Raw genomic sequence first — 17,212 nt, 5'->3', positions numbered from 1 at the left:
GGTTATTTTCCTTCGATGGTCAGCGCCTCGTTAACGAGGGCTTCTTGTTGGGCTTTGTGTTGGCTGGCGAGGCCCGTTGCGGGCGATGCCGATGGAGCGCGACCAGCATAGACTGGACGCTTGTGTTTCGCTTTGATGCGGGTGAGGACCCATTCGATGTTGGGTTCAACAAAGGTCCATGCACCTTGGTTGCGCGGCTCTTCCTGACACCAAACCATTTCGGCGTCTTTAAAGCGCTCAAGCTCTTTCATCATCGACTGTGCTGGGAACGGGTAGAACTGTTCCAGACGCAGGATGTAGACATCGTCGATGCCGCGTGCGTCACGCTCTTCGAGGAGGTCGTAATAGACCTTGCCCGAACACATCACGACGCGCTTGATCTTGTCGTCAGAGACGAGGTTCGCTGTCGAACGACCGGTTTTCTTTTCGGTGTCCGCATCGTCCCACAGAACGCGGTGGAACGACGAACCTTCTGCAAAATCAGCCATATCCGAGACGCAGAGTTTGTGGCGCAGAAGCGATTTCGGCGTCATCAGAACCAGCGGCTTACGGAAATTGCGGTGCAACTGGCGACGCAGGATGTGGAAGTAGTTCGCTGGGGTCGAGCAGTTTGCAACGATCCAGTTGTCACCACCACAGAGCTGCAAGAAGCGCTCGAGGCGTGCGGAGGAGTGTTCCGGACCTTGACCTTCGAAGCCGTGCGGCAGGAGCATCACGAGGCCCGACATACGGAGCCACTTTGATTCACCCGAACAGATGAACTGGTCGAACATGATCTGCGCGCCGTTTGCGAAGTCGCCGAACTGGGCTTCCCACATGGTCAGAGCGTTCGGTTCAGCCAACGAGTAGCCGTATTCGAAGCCCAGAACCGCGTATTCGGACAGCATGGAGTCGATCACTTCGTACTGAGCCTGACCCTCGCGGATGTGGTTCAGCGGGTAGTACCGATCTTCGGTCTGCTGGTCGATGAAGGCCGAATGACGCTGCGAGAAAGTGCCGCGTGTTGCGTCCTGACCCGATAGACGAACGGGATAGCCTTCGAGTTGGAGCGAGCCAAAGGCTAATGCCTCTGCGGTTGCCCAGTCAAAGCCAGTACCGTTGTCAAACATCGCCTTTTTCGCTTCGAGCTGGCGACCCACCGTTTTGTGCAGGTTGAAGCCCTCAGGAACGGTGGTCAGAGCCTGACCAACTTCTTTAAGGGTCGCTTCTTTCACCGCGGTTTTGCCGCGCTGATATTTGCCCTGCTTCTGACGGTCCATGTGCGACCAACGGCCATCAAGCCAGTCAGCTTTGTTCGGCTTGTATTCACGGCCAGCTTCGAACTCTTCGTTCAGAAGGGCTTGGAACTGTGCCTTCATATCCTCGATTTCGCCTTCGGGGATCAGGCCGTCTTTGACCAGACGCTCTGTATAGAGCTGGAGCGTGGTTTTGTGCTTTTTGATGCGGTTGTACATCGCCGGGTTGGTGAACATCGGCTCGTCGCCTTCGTTGTGACCAAAGCGGCGGTAGCAGAAGATGTCGATGACAACGTCTTTGTGGAACTTCTGGCGGAATTCGGTCGCAACTTTCGCAGCGTGAACAACGGCCTCTGGGTCGTCACCGTTTACGTGGAAAATCGGAGCCTCAACCACCAGTGCGTTATCGGTCGGATACGGCGACGAACGCGAGAAGTGCGGTGCGGTGGTGAAACCGATCTGGTTGTTCACAACGATGTGGATGGTGCCGCCAGTGCGGTGACCGCGCAGGCCTGACAGAGCGAAACATTCGGCCACAACGCCCTGACCTGCGAATGCAGCGTCACCGTGCAGAAGGATAGGCAGAACCGAGTGACGGGTCTGGTCGTTCATCTGGTCGGTTTTCGCGCGTGCCTTACCCAGAACAACGGGGTTCACCGCTTCGAGGTGGGATGGGTTCGCGGTCAGCGAGAGGTGCACTTCGTTGCCGTCGAACGAACGGTCAGACGATGCGCCGAGGTGGTATTTCACGTCGCCCGAACCATCAACGTCTTCGGGTTTGAACGACCCCCCTTGGAATTCGTTAAAGATCGCGCGGTAGGGTTTGGACATCACGTTTGCCAAAACCGACAGACGACCGCGGTGTGGCATACCGATGACGATTTCCTTCACACCCAGCGCGCCCCCGCGCTTGATGATCTGTTCCATCGCCGGAATGAGGCTTTCGCCGCCGTCCAGACCAAAGCGTTTGGTGCCCATGTATTTTACATGGAGGAACTTCTCAAAGCCTTCGGCTTCAACCAGTTTGTTCAGGATCGCCTTACGGCCATTCTGGGTAAAAGTGATCTCTTTACCGAAACCTTCGATCCGCTCTTTCAGCCAGCCCGCCTGTTCGGGATCGGAGATGTGCATGTATTGCAGAGCAAAGGTGCCGCAGTAGGTGCGGCGCACGATTGCCATGATTTCGTTCATGGTCGCAACTTCTAGACCTAGAACATTATCGATAAAGATCGGGCGATCCATGTCCGCAGGCGTGAAGCCATAGGATTTCGGGTCCAACTCTGGATGCGGAACAGTGTCGCGCATGCCCAGCGGATCAAGGTCAGCGATCAGGTGACCACGGATACGATAGGCGCGGATGATCATCAGCGCGCGGATCGAGTCCAGAACCGCGAGACGAACTTGCTCTTCAGAGATCGAAGCGCCCTTTTCGGCGGCTTTCGCTTTGATCTTATCCCCAGCCGCCTTGGCGTCTGCCGGCCACTGGCCATCCAGCGCAGCGGTCAGGTCGTCGTTCGGAACCGGCGGCCAGTCATGGCGGGTCCACGATGCACCTGCGGCTTCGGCTTTTGCCTCAGACGGAGTGTCGCCGAGCGATGCAAAGAAATCGCGCCAGCTTTCGTCGACTGCATTGGGGTTGTCAGCATAACGAGCGTAAAGTTGCTCAATATACTCCGCATTGTGGCCTTGCAGGAAGGATGATGCGTGGAACACGTCGTTCGGGGATTGATCGTTCATAGTTTGAACCTCAGTTCGAGGGGGCGGGAATGGTCAGGCGCGTCAACACAGCGTTCGACGCGGCAAGGGGCGGGACTGGCTCTGTTTCGGGAACCAGTTGAATGACATAGATGGCGGCTTCGGTGCCGTCGGCTTGCATGCCAGATAGGGTCATCATGCGGTAGCCATCGGTGACTGTGACTTCGTGCTCATCGTCATGATCGGCACCATCAAAGAAATTGTCGGTGAGGCGGCTGTCAGGGAGCGCGATTGCGCACTCTACCATCAGATCGCCGTTGTCGGCACGATAGCCCGCCAGCAGTAGGGTAGCGCCTTCTTGTTCGAGGATTGCGCGGCCTTCGGTGAGGGTGTTCGCATCGGGCAGGGCGTTTGAGCTACGATATGCCATGATACCGGCCCAATCCGATGGCTGCTCTGGCACGTTGATCGGCAAAAATGCATCCGTGAGGCGGGCAATGGCCCCCACACGGTCGGCGACATCAATCCATCCCTCAGATGCAAGGCCATCAACATATGAAACCTTGCCGTCACGGGTCTCATAGCAGGTATCAAACGGAGGAGAGAGGCGATCAGGATCATTCGACGCGCCATAAGCAAAGGCGCTGACGAGGATCAGACCCAGCGCGGCAATCAGCATGACAAACACACGAGGTGCCAGCGTTTCGCGCGAGGTCGAAAAATCGAAAATGGGGCGAAGGCGGCGCATATCAGCAGCCTCCGCCAATAGCTTGGCCCGAAAATGCGCGACGAGCGGCCAGCACGAGGCTGACCGCTGCGTCTTGCATATGACGAGCACGCGGGCGCATCTTAGCCCTTGATCGCTTTCAGAACAGCTTCACCGAGCGTTGCAGGGCTATCTGCAACGATGATGCCTGCCGACTTCATAGCTTCGATCTTGGACTCTGCGTCACCTTTGCCGCCAGCGACGATTGCGCCAGCGTGACCCATGCGACGGCCCGGAGGGGCTGTGCGGCCAGCGATGAAGCCAGCGGTCGGTTTCCAACGGCCTTTTTTGCGCTGCTCAGCGAGGAATGCTGCGGCTTCCTCTTCTGCAGAGCCACCGATTTCACCGATCATGATGATCGATTGGGTTTCCGGATCGTCGAGGAACATGTCCAGCACGTCGATGTGCTCTGTGCCTTTGATTGGGTCGCCGCCGATGCCAACAGCAGTCGATTGGCCGAGGCCGATGTCAGCGGTCTGTTTCACAGCTTCGTAGGTCAGGGTGCCCGAACGGGACACAACGCCAACCGAACCACGCTTGTGGATGTGACCTGGCATAATGCCGATCTTACATGCGTCAGGGGTGATGATACCCGGGCAGTTCGGACCGATCAGGCGCGATTTGGAATCGATCAGCGCGCGCTTTACCTTCATCATGTCGAGCACGGGAATGCCTTCGGTGATGCAGACGATCAGTTCCATTTCAGCGTCGATCGCTTCGAGGATCGAGTCTGCTGCGAACGGCGGCGGAACGTAGATTACGGTCGCGTTTGCTTCGGTTTTTGCTTTCGCTTCGTGAACCGAGTCAAAAACCGGCAGGCCGAGGTGCTCTTGACCGCCTTTACCAGGGGTCACGCCGCCAACCATTTTGGTGCCGTAAGCGATTGCTTGTTCCGAGTGGAACGTGCCCTGCGAGCCGGTGAAGCCCTGGCAGATCACTTTGGTATTTTCGTTTACAAGGATTGCCATTGTCTTAGCCTTTCACCGCTTTCACGATTTTCTCTGCGCCGTCAGACAGGTTGTCAGCAGCGATAACGTCGAGGCCAGAGTTGTTGATGATCTCTTTGCCTTTTTCGACGTTGGTGCCTTCGAGACGAACAACCAGCGGAACCTTCAGGCCAACTTCTTTGACAGCAGCGATAACGCCTTCTGCGATCACGTCGCAGCGCATGATGCCGCCGAAGATGTTGACGAGGATGCCTTTGACGTTCGGGTCAGAGGTGATGATTTTGAATGCTTCGGTCACTTTCTCTTTGGTCGCGCCGCCACCTACGTCGAGGAAGTTAGCAGGCTCTGCGCCGTAGAGTTTGATGATGTCCATGGTCGCCATAGCGAGACCAGCACCGTTCACCATGCAGCCGATTTCACCGTCGAGAGCGATGTAGTTCAGGTCGAATTTCGACGCTTCCAGCTCTTTCGGGTCTTCTTCGGTGGTGTCGCGCAGTTCAGCGATGTCAGGCTGGCGGTAGATCGCGTTGCCGTCGAACCCAACTTTTGCGTCCAGCAGTTTCAGGCTGCCCGAACCTTCGAGAACGATGAGCGGGTTGATTTCCAGCATCTCCATGTCTTTCTCGATGAAAGCTTTATAGAGGATGCCCATCAGCTTAACGCATTCTTTGACCTGAGTGCCCGAGAGGCCCAGAGCGAACGCGATGCGACGGCCGTGGTATGGCTGGTAGCCAGTTGCCGGATCGACAGAGAACGAGAGGATCTTCTCAGGGGTCGATGCTGCGACTTCTTCAATGTCCATGCCGCCTTCGGTCGAGCAAACGAACGAAACGCGCGAGGTCTGACGGTCGATCAGCAGAGCGAGGTAAAGTTCACGTTCAATGTCGGAGCCGTCTTCGATGTAGATGCGGTTCACCTGTTTGCCAGCCGGACCGGTCTGGTGGGTGACGAGGGTCTTGCCCAGCATCTGTTTTGCCATTTCGGCAGCTTCTTCGACGGAGAAAGCGAGGCGAACGCCGCCCTTTTCGCCGGCTTCAGGCTCTACGAATTTGCCTTTGCCGCGGCCACCTGCGTGGATTTGCGACTTAACAACCCAGAGCGGGCCATCGAGTTCGCCAGCTGCAGTTTTCGCATCTTCTGCTTTCAGAACGGGGCGACCGTCAGAGACGGGTGCGCCGTAGCTGCGCAGAAGCGCCTTGGCTTGGTATTCATGAATGTTCATCGAGTGTCCCTCGCTGTGCTTCGGTTTGTACCGTCTAAGCACATGATGACGGTGCAAAGAACGTTTATTTTTAGTGTGAGCGGTAAAATCCGACATTTGTGATCACAGGTTTTAAGGGTGTGATCACAAATGTTGCGTTGCGGCATTCGCCATGCGTGCAAAGGCGGATTCGACCGTGAAGAGTCGCAAATAGAAAAAGGGCGGCCCGAAGACCGCCCTTTGCAAATCAGATGTCGTGTCGATTAGGACAGCGACGGGTCGATTGCTTTACATGCTTCGATCAGACCTTTGACCGCATCAACCGACTTGTCGAACATCTCTTGCTCTTCTTTGTTGAGCTTGATGTCGATGACGCGCTCGATGCCGTTGCCGCCGATTACGGTCGGAACGCCAACGTACATACCTTTAACGCCGATTTCGCCGTCACAGTAAGCTGCGCAAGGCAGAACGCGCTTCTGATCTTTGAGGTATGCTTCAGCCATTTCGATAGCAGACGTTGCCGGTGCGTAGAACGCGGAACCAGTTTTCAGCAGGCCAACGATCTCTGCGCCGCCGTCACGGGTGCGCTGAACGATCGCATCCAGTTTGTCCTGAGTGGTCCAGCCCATTTCTACCAGATCCGGGAGCGGGATGCCGCCAACGGTCGAGTAACGAACCGAAGGAACCATGGTGTCGCCGTGGCCGCCGAGAACGAATGCAGTAACGTCTTTCATGGAGACGTTGAATTCGGTCGCGAGGAAGTGGCTGAAACGAGCCGAGTCCAGAACGCCAGCCATGCCGACGACTTTCTTGGTGGGCAGGCCCGAGAACTGCTGCAGAGCCCAAACCATCGCGTCGAGCGGGTTGGTGATGCAGATTACAAATGCGTCCGGTGCGTGAGCTTTGATGCCTTCGCCAACCGATTTCATAACTTTGAGGTTGATGCCCAGCAGGTCGTCACGGGACATGCCCGGTTTGCGGGGAACACCAGCAGTTACGATAACAACGTCTGCGCCCGCGATGTCAGCGTAGTCGTTCGAGCCTTTGAAAGAGCCGTCAAAGCCTTCCGACGGGCCGGATTCCGCGATGTCGAGGGCTTTGCCCTGCGGGGTGCCTTCTGCGATGTCGAAGAGAACAACATCACCGAGTTCCTTGATCGCTGCGAGGTGGGCGAGGGTGCCACCGATCTGGCCAGCGCCGATAAGGGCAATCTTGGGTCGAGCCATTTTTCCGTCCTTGATAGGGGTTGTGGTCGGCGCAAGGGGTAGTCTTTTGGAACGCCGCAATCAAGAGTGCTGCGATGCGGCAAAGGGTTTCGCCTGTTGTTAAAAGGATGTTTGCGCTAAAAAACGGCACACAATGGTATGCCGTGGCGGATTTTCACAGGGAATCACACGGGTGATTCTAGGGAAAACAGCATGGACGGGACTCTTTTTTGGGTTTTGGCGACTCTTTCTGCGATTTCCGTCGGTATGAGTAAGGGCGGTTTGCCCGTCGTGAGTAACCTCGCGGTTCCGCTCTTAGCGCTCGTCATTGATCCGGTGGTCGCGGCTGGTCTTTTGCTGCCCGTCTACATCGTCTCGGATGTGGTTGGCGTCTGGACCTATCGGCATGAGTTCAACAAACGGGTCATCGTGATCATCTGTGCGGGAGCCACAGTTGGGGTCGCTATTGGTGGTCTGACGGCCAGCATCACGCCCAAAGGGTGGGTGACGATACTTGTGGGTTTGATCGGGTTTGTGTTCGCCCTGAACCTAATTTGGCGCCGTAACCGCGAGGTTCCAGCAAAGGCGCCGCATACGCCATCTGGTCTGTTCTGGGGTGTTCTGACGGGCTTTACCAGCTTTGTGAGCCATGCAGGTGGGCCGCCCTATCAGGTCTGGGTTCTGCCGCAGAAGCTATCAAAGCTCGCCTTTGCGGGCACCTCGACCATCGCCTTTGCCTACATCAACTGGATTAAGATGATCCCTTACGTGATGCTCGGGCAGGTGAACTTTAGCAGCCTAAAGATTGCAGGGTTCCTCATGGTGCCTGCTGCGATCTCTGTTGTGGTCGGTGCGCGTTTGGTGAGGATCCTTCCGGATGCGGCATTCTTCAAAATCGTAACGGGTGCGCTTCTACTGATTTCGGTAAAGCTGTTGTGGGACGGTTTCGGGCAGATTTAACGCTCTCCTCCCAAAGTATCGCTGCGATGCGGCAAAAAGCCTGTTGAATGAATCGAATGGATGAGGTCATCTTTGCGCAACTTTATTGCGAGGAAGAATCATGACCGACCGTCCGTTCCGTTCAGCTCTGTATATCCCTGGCTCGAAAGAGCGTGCTTTGGAAAAGGCGCGGGGGCTTCCTGTCGATGCAATTCTCTTTGACCTTGAGGACGCGGTTGCGCCCGATGAAAAGGTGAACGCACGGCACACTCTGAAAGAAGCGCTGTATCAGGGCGGCTATGGGAACAAATACCGTGTCGTGCGGATCAACGGTCTTGATACCGAGTGGGGCAAAGACGACGCTGCTGAGACGCTCGAGATGGAGTGTGATGCGGTTTTGTTGCCCAAAGTGAACTCCACCGCCGATGTTGACGCGCTGGCCGCGATCATCGGTGACAAGAAAATTTGGGCGATGATGGAAACCCCACTGGGCATTATCAACGCCGCGTCGATTGCGGCGCATCCCTCGATCGAAGGGTTCGTTCTGGGGACCAATGACCTCGCCAAAGATCTCAACACCCGCAAGGCAGAACGTCGCGAACCGCTGCTATACGCACTTCAAGCGGCGCTATTGGCTGCTAAGGCTTATGGCGTGATTGCCATTGATGGTGTCTACAACGCGTTCAAAGATGACGAAGGCCTCAAGGTCGAGTGCGAGCAGGGCCGTGACATGGGATATGACGGTAAGTCGCTCATCCACCCTGCACAGGTCGAAATCACCAACGCAGCTTTTGCCCCGACCGAAGCCGAAATCGAACTGGCCCAGCGTCAGATCGCGGCCTTTGAAGAAGCTGAGGCGCAAGGGCTCGGCGTTGCGGTTGTTGATGGCAAGATCGTCGAAAACCTGCATATTGTGACAGCGCGGGCAACTCTTGCCAAAGCTGCGGCCATCGCCGCGTTGGATAGTTAATTCGGGCGGAGCGTTCCGCCCAAAGGGGGCGGAATGATTCTACTGATATTAGGCGTATTGCTATGGAGCGGCGCACATCTCTTCAAACGACTGGCACCCGAACAGCGGGCGGCTATGGGCGACAAAGGGCGCGGTCCGATCGCGATCCTGCTCTTTGTGTCGGTCGGCTTGATGATCGTTGGCTATCGGATGTGGTGGGCCGATCTGGCCTACGCGCCGCCCGCGTGGGGCAAACATGCGAACAACACGCTAATGCTCGTGTCGATGTATCTCTTTGCGGCGTCGGGAATGAAAACTGCCATCGCGCGCAAGATGCGTCATCCGATGCTGATTGGCGTGATTTTGTGGTCGGTCGCGCACCTTCTCGCCAACGGCGACTGGGCTTCGGTGGTACTGTTTGGTGGCATGTTGATCTGGGCCGTGGTGTCCATCGCGCTGATCAACGCGCAGAACCCCGTGTGGGAAAAACCCGCGCCTGCACCCAAGGGCAAAGAGATCGGCGCGGCGTTCGGGTCACTCTTGGTCTACGGCGTGATCGCCTATATCCATATCCTGCTGGGCTATATGCCCTTCGGTTAATGCCGCTGCCTATCGGGTCGCGGCCAGCACAGGACGCGACCCAATGATTGCCTATCGTTTTCTCTCCGAGGATGACACCTCGGCCTTCTGCCACAAGGTGACCGAAGCCCTCTCCAAGGGTTGGAGCCTGCATGGCGATCCCACGTATTCCTTTGATGCGGCCCGCGGCGTGATGCGCTGTGGTCAAGCCGTCGTGAAAGAGGTGGACGCCGACTATTCCCCAGACATGAAGTTAGGACAGCTATGACCAAAACCAATTCAGGCCGCTTTTTCGAAGACTACAAAGTCGGCGATGTGATCCGTCATGCGGTGCCTCGCACCGTGGCCGAAGGCGAACGCGCACTCTATCACGCGCTCTATCCAGCGCGTCACGCGCTGTATTCGTCGGACGCTTTTGCTGCGGATTGCGGTCTGGATGGGTCGCCGTTGGACGATCTGATCGCGTTCCACGTGGTGTTCGGCAAAACTGTGCCTGACGTTTCGTTGAACGCGGTTGCGAACCTCGGTTATGCCGAAGGACGCTGGCTGGTTCCTGTTTATCCGGGCGATACACTGCGGTCGGAATCCCAAGTGATCGGGGTAAAAGAAAACTCCAACGGGAAAACGGGCGTGGTTTACGTGCGCACCCGTGGGTTCAACCAAAACGACGACGTTGTGTTGGAATATGTCCGCTGGGTCATGGTCCGCAAAGGCAACCTCGACGCGCCCGCACCGGAAGCCGTTCTGCCAGACCTGAAAAAAGTTCTGTCGGTTGAGGATCTGGTCGTTCCCGAAGGTCTGACCTTTGATGACTATGACTTTGGCCTCGCAGGTGAAGAGCATCGTTGGGGTGATTATGAGATCGGCGAAGTGATCGACCACGTTGATGGTGTGACCATCGAAGAGGCCGAGCACATGATCGCAACGCGTCTGTGGCAGAACACGGCGAAGGTCCATTTTGACCTGACCTTCCGTCCCGAGGGGCGTTTGATCTACGGAGGTCACGTGATTTCGATGGCGCGGGCCTTGTCGTTCAATGGTCTGGCGAATGCGCAGATGATCGTTGGCCTGAACGGCGGCGCTCACGCGAACCCGTGTTTTGCGGGGACAACGGTTAAAGCATGGTCCGAAGTTCTGGATAAGGCCGAGACCGATGTGCCGGGCGTTGGCGCTATTCGTTTGCGGTTGGTTGCGACCAGTGACGGGTCAGTGGGCCAGTTGAAGGGCGAGGATGGCAAGTATCTTCCGGGTGTCCTTCTCGATCTCGACTACTGGGCACTGATGCCGATCTAAAACGCAAAATAGGGGCGTGACGCGAGTCGCGCCTTTATTTCCTTATAGTTTCTGTCGGGAATAAGTTTGTGATCACAGGTTAAAATTACGTGATCACAAATCCCTCTGTTAACGCTAAAACAGACATTTTTTGGGCCATCACCCTGATCGGATAGCGTGACAGAGCGGGAATTATACGTCAGAACAGACAGCGATGGCCCGTGTGCGCCTGCGTGCATGGCTGCCCAAATCCAAAGGGGACCCACATGGCTGAAAAATCCAAGGGCGTTGAACGTCCGCTTTCGCCTTTCATGATCGGCCCGTACTACCGGCCACAGTTGACTTCGATGTCGTCGATCCTGACGCGCATCACCGGTAACGCACTGATCGTTTCGACGCTTCTGGTTGTTTGGTGGCTGTTCGCCGCGGCGACGTCGGAAAGCTACTTTAACTTTGCAAATGCTATCCTGACCTCGTTCGTGGGTGATGTTGTAATGACTCTCTCGGCGCTGGGCATCTGGTATCACTTCCTCGCGGGTCTGCGTCACCTCTACTTTGATGCGGGTCACGGAATGGACATCCCCACCGCTGAAAAGCTGGGCTGGGCCTGCATCATCGGGTCGGTCGTTCTGACCATCCTGACCATCGTGATCGTTTAAGGAGAACGGGATGCGTTATCTAACCGACCGTAAACGTGCCGTTGGCAAAGGTGCTTCGGGCACTGGCACCGAACATCACCGCTACATGCAGGTGAGCGCTGTTGGCCTCGCGCTGATCGTGCCGACCTTCCTCTATATCTTTGGCCATGCGCTGGGCAGCGATTATGCGACTGTTCAGGCGACCTTTGCTCGTCCGATCCCTGCGATCCTGACGGGCCTCGTTCTGGTTTTCGGCCTGAAACACTTTAACGCTGGTTTCCAGATGATGATTGAAGACTACGCACGCGGCACCGCCCGCAAGGCGTCAGTCATTTTCATGACCGCCTTCACCTATGCTCTGATGGCAACGGGCCTGTTCGCGCTCGCGAAGCTGGCTCTGTAAGGAATACGACCGATGGCATCATACGAATACGAAGTTCACGAATACGACGTGGTAGTTGTCGGCGCTGGCGGCGCTGGCCTCCGCGCGACCCTCGGCATGGCCGAACAAGGTCTGCGCACTGCGTGTATCTCTAAGGTTTTCCCGACCCGTTCGCACACGGTTGCGGCACAGGGCGGTATTGCGGCATCGCTGGGCAACATGGGTCCAGACAGCTGGCAGTGGCACATGTTTGACACTGTTAAGGGCTCTGACTGGCTCGGTGATACCGACGCGATGGAATACCTCGCACGCGAAGCCCCCAAAGCGGTTTACGAGCTAGAGCACTACGGCGTTCCGTTCTCGCGGACCGAAGAAGGCAAAATCTACCAGCGTCCGTTCGGTGGTCACACCACTGAATTCGGTGACGGCCCACCCGTTCAGCGTACATGTGCTGCGGCTGACCGCACCGGTCACGCGATCCTGCACACGCTCTACGGCCAATCGCTGAAGAACAACGCAGAGTTCTACATCGAATACTTTGCAATCGACCTCATCATGTCCGAAGACGGTCAGTGCACTGGCGTTGTGTGCTGGAAACTCGACGACGGTACGTTCCACGTCTTCAACGCAAAGATGGTCGTTCTGGCGACTGGTGGTTACGGCCGCGCATACTTCTCGGCGACCTCGGCGCACACCTGCACGGGTGACGGCGGTGGCATGGTGGCTCGCGCTGGTCTGGCTCTGCAGGATATGGAATTCGTTCAGTTCCACCCGACCGGTATCTATGGCTCTGGCTGTCTGATCACCGAAGGTGCACGTGGCGAAGGCGGTTATCTGACCAACTCCGAAGGCGAGCGTTTCATGGAGCGTTATGCGCCCCAGTACAAAGACCTCGCACCGCGTGACTACGTATCCCGTTCGATGACTATGGAAATCCGCGAAGGCCGTGGCGTAGGTAAGGATGGCGATCACATCCACCTGCACCTCAACCACCTTCCTGCGGCTGCTCTGGCAGAACGTCTGCCGGGTATTTCCGAGTCCGCGAAAATCTTTGCTGGTGTTGACGTGACCAAAGAGCCGATCCCGGTTCTGCCTACGGTTCACTACAACATGGGCGGTATTCCGACCAACTACTGGGGCGAAGTGCTGAACCCGACCGCGAAAGACCCGAACGCTGTTGTTCCGGGCCTGATGGCTGTTGGTGAAGCTGGGTGTGCCTCGGTTCACGGTGCAAACCGTCTGGGTTCGAACTCTCTGATCGACCTCGTTGTGTTTGGTCGTGCGGCTGCGATCCGCGCTGGTAAGGTTGTGAACCCAGACAGCGCGAACCCGACCCTGAACCAAGCGTCCATCGACAAAGCGTTCGATCGCTTTGACGGTCTGCGTCACGCGAAGGGCAACATGGCAACTGCAGAACTGCGTCTTGAGATGCAGAAAACCATGCAGTCGGATGCAGCTGTGTTCCGTACCGCTGAAACCATGAAAGAGGGCGTCGAGAAGATGACCGCCATTGCTGCGAAAATGGATGACCTGTCGGTCACCGACCGCAGCTTGGTCTGGAACTCTGACCTGATGGAAACGCTCGAGTTGGCAAACCTTATGCCGAACGCTCTGGCTACCATCCACGGCGCTGAGGCACGTAAGGAATCTCGCGGTGCGCACGCACACGAGGACTTCCCGACCCGTGACGACGAAAACTGGCGTGTTCACACCATTTCCCGCGTTGATGGGAACAAGGTGGACCTGACATATCGTCCGGTTGTTGTCGATCCGCTCACCACCGAAGCGGAAGGCGGTATCAGCCTCAAGAAGATCGCGCCGAAAGCACGGACGTTCTAATGCGGTTCGCGTTTATTGCATTGGCTGTTGTTGCAGGTTCCTTGCTCGCTGGATGTGGCGAGCAGGTCCTGTCGATGACGCCTGCGACTTCTGTTGCAGAATGCCAAGCGCAATATGACGCGGCCCTGAACCGTCCGAATTATTCGGCGTCTGGCGCTGGTGCCCTGTTTGGCCGCTCGATTTCGCGAGGTATCCTAGAGGGTGCGTTTAACCAGTGTGTTGCGCGTGTTGGCGGGACTGTCGGGGCTGCCCCCGAAGCGGTCTGGATCGTCGATGCACCGCAAGAGTCGACTTTGTCTGTCGCGTCATCCAGCACCTGTTTGCCGGGTGGGGCGACGATGCAAGGGGGGGTAGGATATTGCGTGCTGCGTTGATCCTCTGCCTTCTGGCCTTGTCTGCTTGTGGCCCGATGTCGCCTGAGAAGGCGGCGGAAAGATGCGAAGAGCGGGCGCGTATGGCGCAAGGTCCTACCGGACACCTGACGCTTGGCGTAAACTCGTCCACAGGGGGCTATGTTGGTGGGTCAATCGGGGTTTCGTCCGATTACCTACGTGGTGCCGATCCAATGCTGGTCTACGAACGCTGTGTCGTTGACCTCACCGGACAGGACCCGATCCGACAGCCGGACCTGCGTTAATGAAAAGGATGACAGGCATGAAACGGATTATCGCACTTGGGACTATCGTTGCCGCATTGGCAGCATGCACCACTGACAACATGGCAGAGATGACGGCAGAGGCAAAATCTGACGCCGCTCGCGCAGTAGTGGTTCCCATCGTGATGAACACCGAACTGCCCGGAGGTCACACGATCCCCGAATCCATCGCCACGGCTATGACCACCTGCATCATTGAAAACTCTACTGATGTAGAACTGACGGCTCTTGCCGCAGCGGCCGTAACCGGACCTACCGCAGACACCAATTACATGGTGTCAAATATTCTCAGCCGTTCCTCTACGACCGCTTGTGCGTCTCGCGCACTGACGGGCGGCGCAGGGGCATGACCTTAATCGCAGGAGCCTAAACCCATGGTTCAACTTACGCTTCCCAAGAACAGCCGCCTGACTGTCGGCAAAACCTGGCCCAAGCCCGAAGGTGCAACGAACCTCCGGTCGTTCCAGATTTACCGCTGGAACCCTGACGACGGGAAAAACCCGCGCATCGATACCTATTTCGTCGATATGGACGATTGTGGTCCGATGGTTCTGGACGGCTTGATCTACATTAAAAACAAGATTGACCCGACCCTGACGTTCCGCCGTTCGTGCCGCGAAGGTATCTGTGGCTCTTGTGCGATGAACATCGACGGGATCAATACGCTGGCCTGTATCTACGGTCTGGATGAGATTAAGGGCGACGTTAAGATCAACCCGCTGCCGCACATGCCAGTGGTGAAGGACCTTATTCCTGACCTGACCCACTTCTACGCACAGCACGCGTCGATTATGCCGTGGCTTGAAACCAAGACCAATCGTCCGGCAAAAGAATGGCGTCAGTCGATCGAGGATCGCAAGAAACTCGACGGTCTGTATGAATGCGTTATGTGCGCCTCCTGCTCGACCTCGTGCCCGAGCTACTGGTGGAACTCCGATAAATACCTCGGACCTGCTGCGCTGCTCCACGCATACCGCTGGATCATCGACAGCCGCGATGAGGCAACTGGCGAGCGTCTGGACGAGTTGGAAGATCCGTTCAAACTCTACCGCTGCCACACCATCATGAACTGCGCGAAAACCTGTCCGAAGGGTCTGAACCCTGCGAAGGCAATTGCGAGCATCAAGAAGATGTTGGTCGAACGCCAAGGCTAGTTGTCAGAGAATGCACGCTAAAGATGAAGGCCCTGCTACGCGCAGGGCCTTTTGCGTTTCTGCCATGCAGCGAAATCATGCTGCATATGCAAAAAGATAGGTTAATATTCGTTCGTATAGTGATATGATGTTGTAAGGGCGGAGTATCGAGTGATTGGAGCCTGTGATGAACATCGCCATTCGAAATCCAGAGGCTGCTGCAAAAATCGTTCTGTCGACTGACGCGATGGAGCAGTGGATTGGATATTATACTTACGAAAGACCTAAGAAGATCAAAGCTGTGCGGAATTTACCCGTATTGGATCAAATGTTCGCTTATTACGATGCATGATCCTGCCATGACTTTATACTAAAAAGCCCCGGATGATCCGGGGCTTTATTATTTTAGCCATTGCGGTGCGCCCGATAGGTGCTCGCGTTCGGGCAGAACGTCATCTCTTCGGCTGATGCTCCATTGGCCAGAGCGGATTTGCAGGCGCCATTCTCGCCGCAACAGGCGCAGCGACGCACCACTTCGACCTGTTCACCAGAGGCGCGCAGGCTGTCGACCTTCACATCAAAGACCCCAGCCATCTTTTCCATACGGTCGATTTGTTCTTGGGGCATATGAGCGATATTGCGCATTTCACCGCGGGTAAGGCCAAGGCCGTTCAGGTCATTGACGTCCAAATTGTCAACTTCTGCATCGATGCGGGCATGTTCACGGACGCGGTCGATAACTTGAGAAACGAAAGACATTGGGAGGCACTCCAAATTGGGAACTGCGGTCATTTGATTCCAAAGTGGGGAAATAAACTTGATTGGGATCAAATTGGGCGGGATATTGAGCGTCGATCACTCAGATAGGTTCAAAACGTGTCAAATATCCCTGAAGATGCAGAAAAACGGCGCGCTATCGCTCCGGTAATCTGTTACCCAACCGAAACTCTGCCGCGCCCACAGATGGATCTCTATCGCACAGCGCTCGACACGGCTGTTGAAGGGCCTTTGGTCATCGTTCCGCCCCGCGATGCGGCAACGATCCGCGTGCCGGCTGGATCGTTCCTGCGGATCGGCTGCCCCGAGGGACCTCAGGTGGGCGATTTGAACTTATTCAACGCGAAGAACTTGGAGGAGCGGTTCTATTCAGGGAAAACGCGTGCACTTCACGGCACGCATGTGACCGAAGGCGACCAGCTTTGGTCCTGTTTCCCCTATCTGCGCCCCATGGCGACCGTCGTTGAAGATAGCCTCGCGTGGTATGGCGCGGATGAATTTGGTGGGCGTGTGCATGATGTGATCGGCACACGGTGCGATCCTTATACTGGCCGTGCCTTGGGCGGGGATCACTACCACTATTGCTGCCATTCAAACCTGACGCGCGCCTTAGCAGACGATCAAGGCGTGAGCCTGACCGAAGCCGAACCCCGCGTGCACGATGTGTTGAACGTGTTCATGTGCACGGGTTTCACCCGCGATACGGGCCAGTATTTCATGAAGGCCAGCCCCGTGCGCAAAGGTGACCACCTCGATCTCTTTGCCGAGGTTGATCTCTTAGCGGTGCTGAGTGCCTGTCCGGGTGGCGATTGTGGATCGGAACATTCGTCCGATACTGCGGCCTGTTATCCGCTCTCAATGCAGGTTTTGACGCCAGCCGATGGGGCGCTGGAGGGGTGGGTGCCGCCACAGGTCAATTCTTATGATCGGACCCACGGTCGTTAATCGTTATGTGGGGGCTCTGCCCCCACACCCCCGAGATATTTTTTGCACAAAGGCA

20 protein-coding genes are annotated in these 17,212 nt (G+C 56.4%); 14 read left to right on the top strand and 6 right to left on the bottom strand.

Features of this window, described 5'->3' with window-relative positions; genetic code table 11:
• Positions 1-2 precede the first annotated feature (2 nt).
• From BSK21_RS11470 to mdh, 5 genes are all read right to left on the bottom strand, one after another.
• Complete coding sequence (locus BSK21_RS11470; RefSeq protein WP_067550688.1) at positions 3-2,972, bottom strand: 2-oxoglutarate dehydrogenase E1 component; 2,970 nt, start codon at positions 2,970-2,972, stop codon at positions 3-5.
• Between the two features lie 10 nt (positions 2,973-2,982).
• Positions 2,983-3,678, bottom strand: a complete 696-nt coding sequence (locus tag BSK21_RS11465; RefSeq protein WP_067550687.1) for a hypothetical protein — start codon at positions 3,676-3,678, stop codon at positions 2,983-2,985.
• Between the two features lie 101 nt (positions 3,679-3,779).
• Positions 3,780-4,664: a succinate--CoA ligase subunit alpha gene (sucD, locus tag BSK21_RS11460; protein WP_067550686.1), complete on the bottom strand. Its 885-nt coding sequence runs from the start codon at positions 4,662-4,664 to the stop codon at positions 3,780-3,782.
• 4 nt (positions 4,665-4,668) lie between these two features.
• A complete protein-coding gene (sucC, locus tag BSK21_RS11455; protein ID WP_067550685.1) occupies positions 4,669-5,865 on the bottom strand; it encodes an ADP-forming succinate--CoA ligase subunit beta in 1,197 nt (398 codons plus the stop codon).
• A gap of 242 nt (positions 5,866-6,107) precedes the next feature.
• Positions 6,108-7,070, bottom strand: coding sequence for a malate dehydrogenase (mdh, locus tag BSK21_RS11450; RefSeq protein WP_067550684.1), 963 nt, complete (start codon positions 7,068-7,070; stop codon positions 6,108-6,110).
• 192 nt (positions 7,071-7,262) lie between these two features.
• Between mdh and BSK21_RS11445 the strand changes: the two genes are divergently transcribed.
• From BSK21_RS11445 to BSK21_RS15920, 13 genes are all read left to right on the top strand, one after another.
• Positions 7,263-8,009 (top strand): sulfite exporter TauE/SafE family protein, encoded by a 747-nt coding sequence (locus tag BSK21_RS11445; RefSeq protein ID WP_067550683.1) that lies wholly within the window; start codon positions 7,263-7,265, stop codon positions 8,007-8,009.
• Positions 8,010-8,109: 100 nt separating this feature from the next.
• Entirely contained in the window at positions 8,110-8,958 is an 849-nt protein-coding gene (locus BSK21_RS11440; protein WP_067550682.1) for a CoA ester lyase, read from the top strand.
• A gap of 33 nt (positions 8,959-8,991) precedes the next feature.
• The gene (locus BSK21_RS11435; protein WP_067550681.1) at positions 8,992-9,537 is read left to right on the top strand and encodes an NnrU family protein; all 546 of its coding nucleotides are present in this window, start codon (positions 8,992-8,994) and stop codon (positions 9,535-9,537) included.
• A 43-nt stretch (positions 9,538-9,580) separates the two neighbouring features.
• Positions 9,581-9,784 carry a DUF1737 domain-containing protein gene (locus BSK21_RS11430; protein ID WP_067550680.1) on the top strand — a complete coding sequence of 68 codons (204 nt, stop codon included), beginning with the start codon at positions 9,581-9,583 and terminating at the stop codon, positions 9,782-9,784.
• Positions 9,781-10,809, top strand: coding sequence for a MaoC family dehydratase (locus BSK21_RS11425; protein ID WP_067550679.1), 1,029 nt, complete (start codon positions 9,781-9,783; stop codon positions 10,807-10,809). The genes BSK21_RS11430 and BSK21_RS11425 overlap by 4 nt, the downstream gene beginning before the upstream one ends.
• A gap of 245 nt (positions 10,810-11,054) precedes the next feature.
• Entirely contained in the window at positions 11,055-11,447 is a 393-nt protein-coding gene (sdhC, locus tag BSK21_RS11420; RefSeq protein ID WP_067550678.1) for a succinate dehydrogenase, cytochrome b556 subunit, read from the top strand.
• A gap of 10 nt (positions 11,448-11,457) precedes the next feature.
• The gene (gene sdhD, locus BSK21_RS11415) at positions 11,458-11,829 is read left to right on the top strand and encodes a succinate dehydrogenase, hydrophobic membrane anchor protein (protein WP_067550677.1); all 372 of its coding nucleotides are present in this window, start codon (positions 11,458-11,460) and stop codon (positions 11,827-11,829) included.
• A 12-nt stretch (positions 11,830-11,841) separates the two neighbouring features.
• Positions 11,842-13,647, top strand: a complete 1,806-nt coding sequence (sdhA, locus tag BSK21_RS11410) for a succinate dehydrogenase flavoprotein subunit (protein ID WP_067550676.1) — start codon at positions 11,842-11,844, stop codon at positions 13,645-13,647.
• Positions 13,647-14,021, top strand: a complete 375-nt coding sequence (locus tag BSK21_RS11405; RefSeq protein WP_067550675.1) for a hypothetical protein — start codon at positions 13,647-13,649, stop codon at positions 14,019-14,021. Before sdhA ends, BSK21_RS11405 begins: the two co-directional genes overlap by 1 nt.
• Positions 14,006-14,284 (top strand): hypothetical protein, encoded by a 279-nt coding sequence (locus BSK21_RS11400; RefSeq protein ID WP_156529591.1) that lies wholly within the window; start codon positions 14,006-14,008, stop codon positions 14,282-14,284. The genes BSK21_RS11405 and BSK21_RS11400 overlap by 16 nt, the downstream gene beginning before the upstream one ends.
• A gap of 17 nt (positions 14,285-14,301) precedes the next feature.
• Positions 14,302-14,652 carry a hypothetical protein gene (locus tag BSK21_RS11395; protein WP_067550674.1) on the top strand — a complete coding sequence of 117 codons (351 nt, stop codon included), beginning with the start codon at positions 14,302-14,304 and terminating at the stop codon, positions 14,650-14,652.
• A 24-nt stretch (positions 14,653-14,676) separates the two neighbouring features.
• Positions 14,677-15,456, top strand: coding sequence for a succinate dehydrogenase iron-sulfur subunit (locus BSK21_RS11390; protein WP_067550673.1), 780 nt, complete (start codon positions 14,677-14,679; stop codon positions 15,454-15,456).
• Between the two features lie 166 nt (positions 15,457-15,622).
• Positions 15,623-15,787 (top strand): hypothetical protein, encoded by a 165-nt coding sequence (locus tag BSK21_RS15920; protein WP_156529590.1) that lies wholly within the window; start codon positions 15,623-15,625, stop codon positions 15,785-15,787.
• A gap of 53 nt (positions 15,788-15,840) precedes the next feature.
• On the opposite strand, the gene BSK21_RS11385 is transcribed toward BSK21_RS15920, so the two are convergent.
• Positions 15,841-16,194 (bottom strand): DUF6455 family protein, encoded by a 354-nt coding sequence (locus BSK21_RS11385; protein ID WP_067550672.1) that lies wholly within the window; start codon positions 16,192-16,194, stop codon positions 15,841-15,843.
• A gap of 117 nt (positions 16,195-16,311) precedes the next feature.
• Between BSK21_RS11385 and BSK21_RS11380 the strand changes: the two genes are divergently transcribed.
• Positions 16,312-17,157 (top strand): DUF1989 domain-containing protein, encoded by an 846-nt coding sequence (locus tag BSK21_RS11380; protein ID WP_067550671.1) that lies wholly within the window; start codon positions 16,312-16,314, stop codon positions 17,155-17,157.
• Positions 17,158-17,212 lie beyond the last annotated feature (55 nt).

This window comes from Marivivens sp. JLT3646 (assembly GCF_001908835.1).
In the GTDB taxonomy this organism is placed as follows: domain Bacteria; phylum Pseudomonadota; class Alphaproteobacteria; order Rhodobacterales; family Rhodobacteraceae; genus Marivivens; species Marivivens geojensis.
This window is presented reverse-complemented; position numbering and strand designations above follow the sequence as displayed.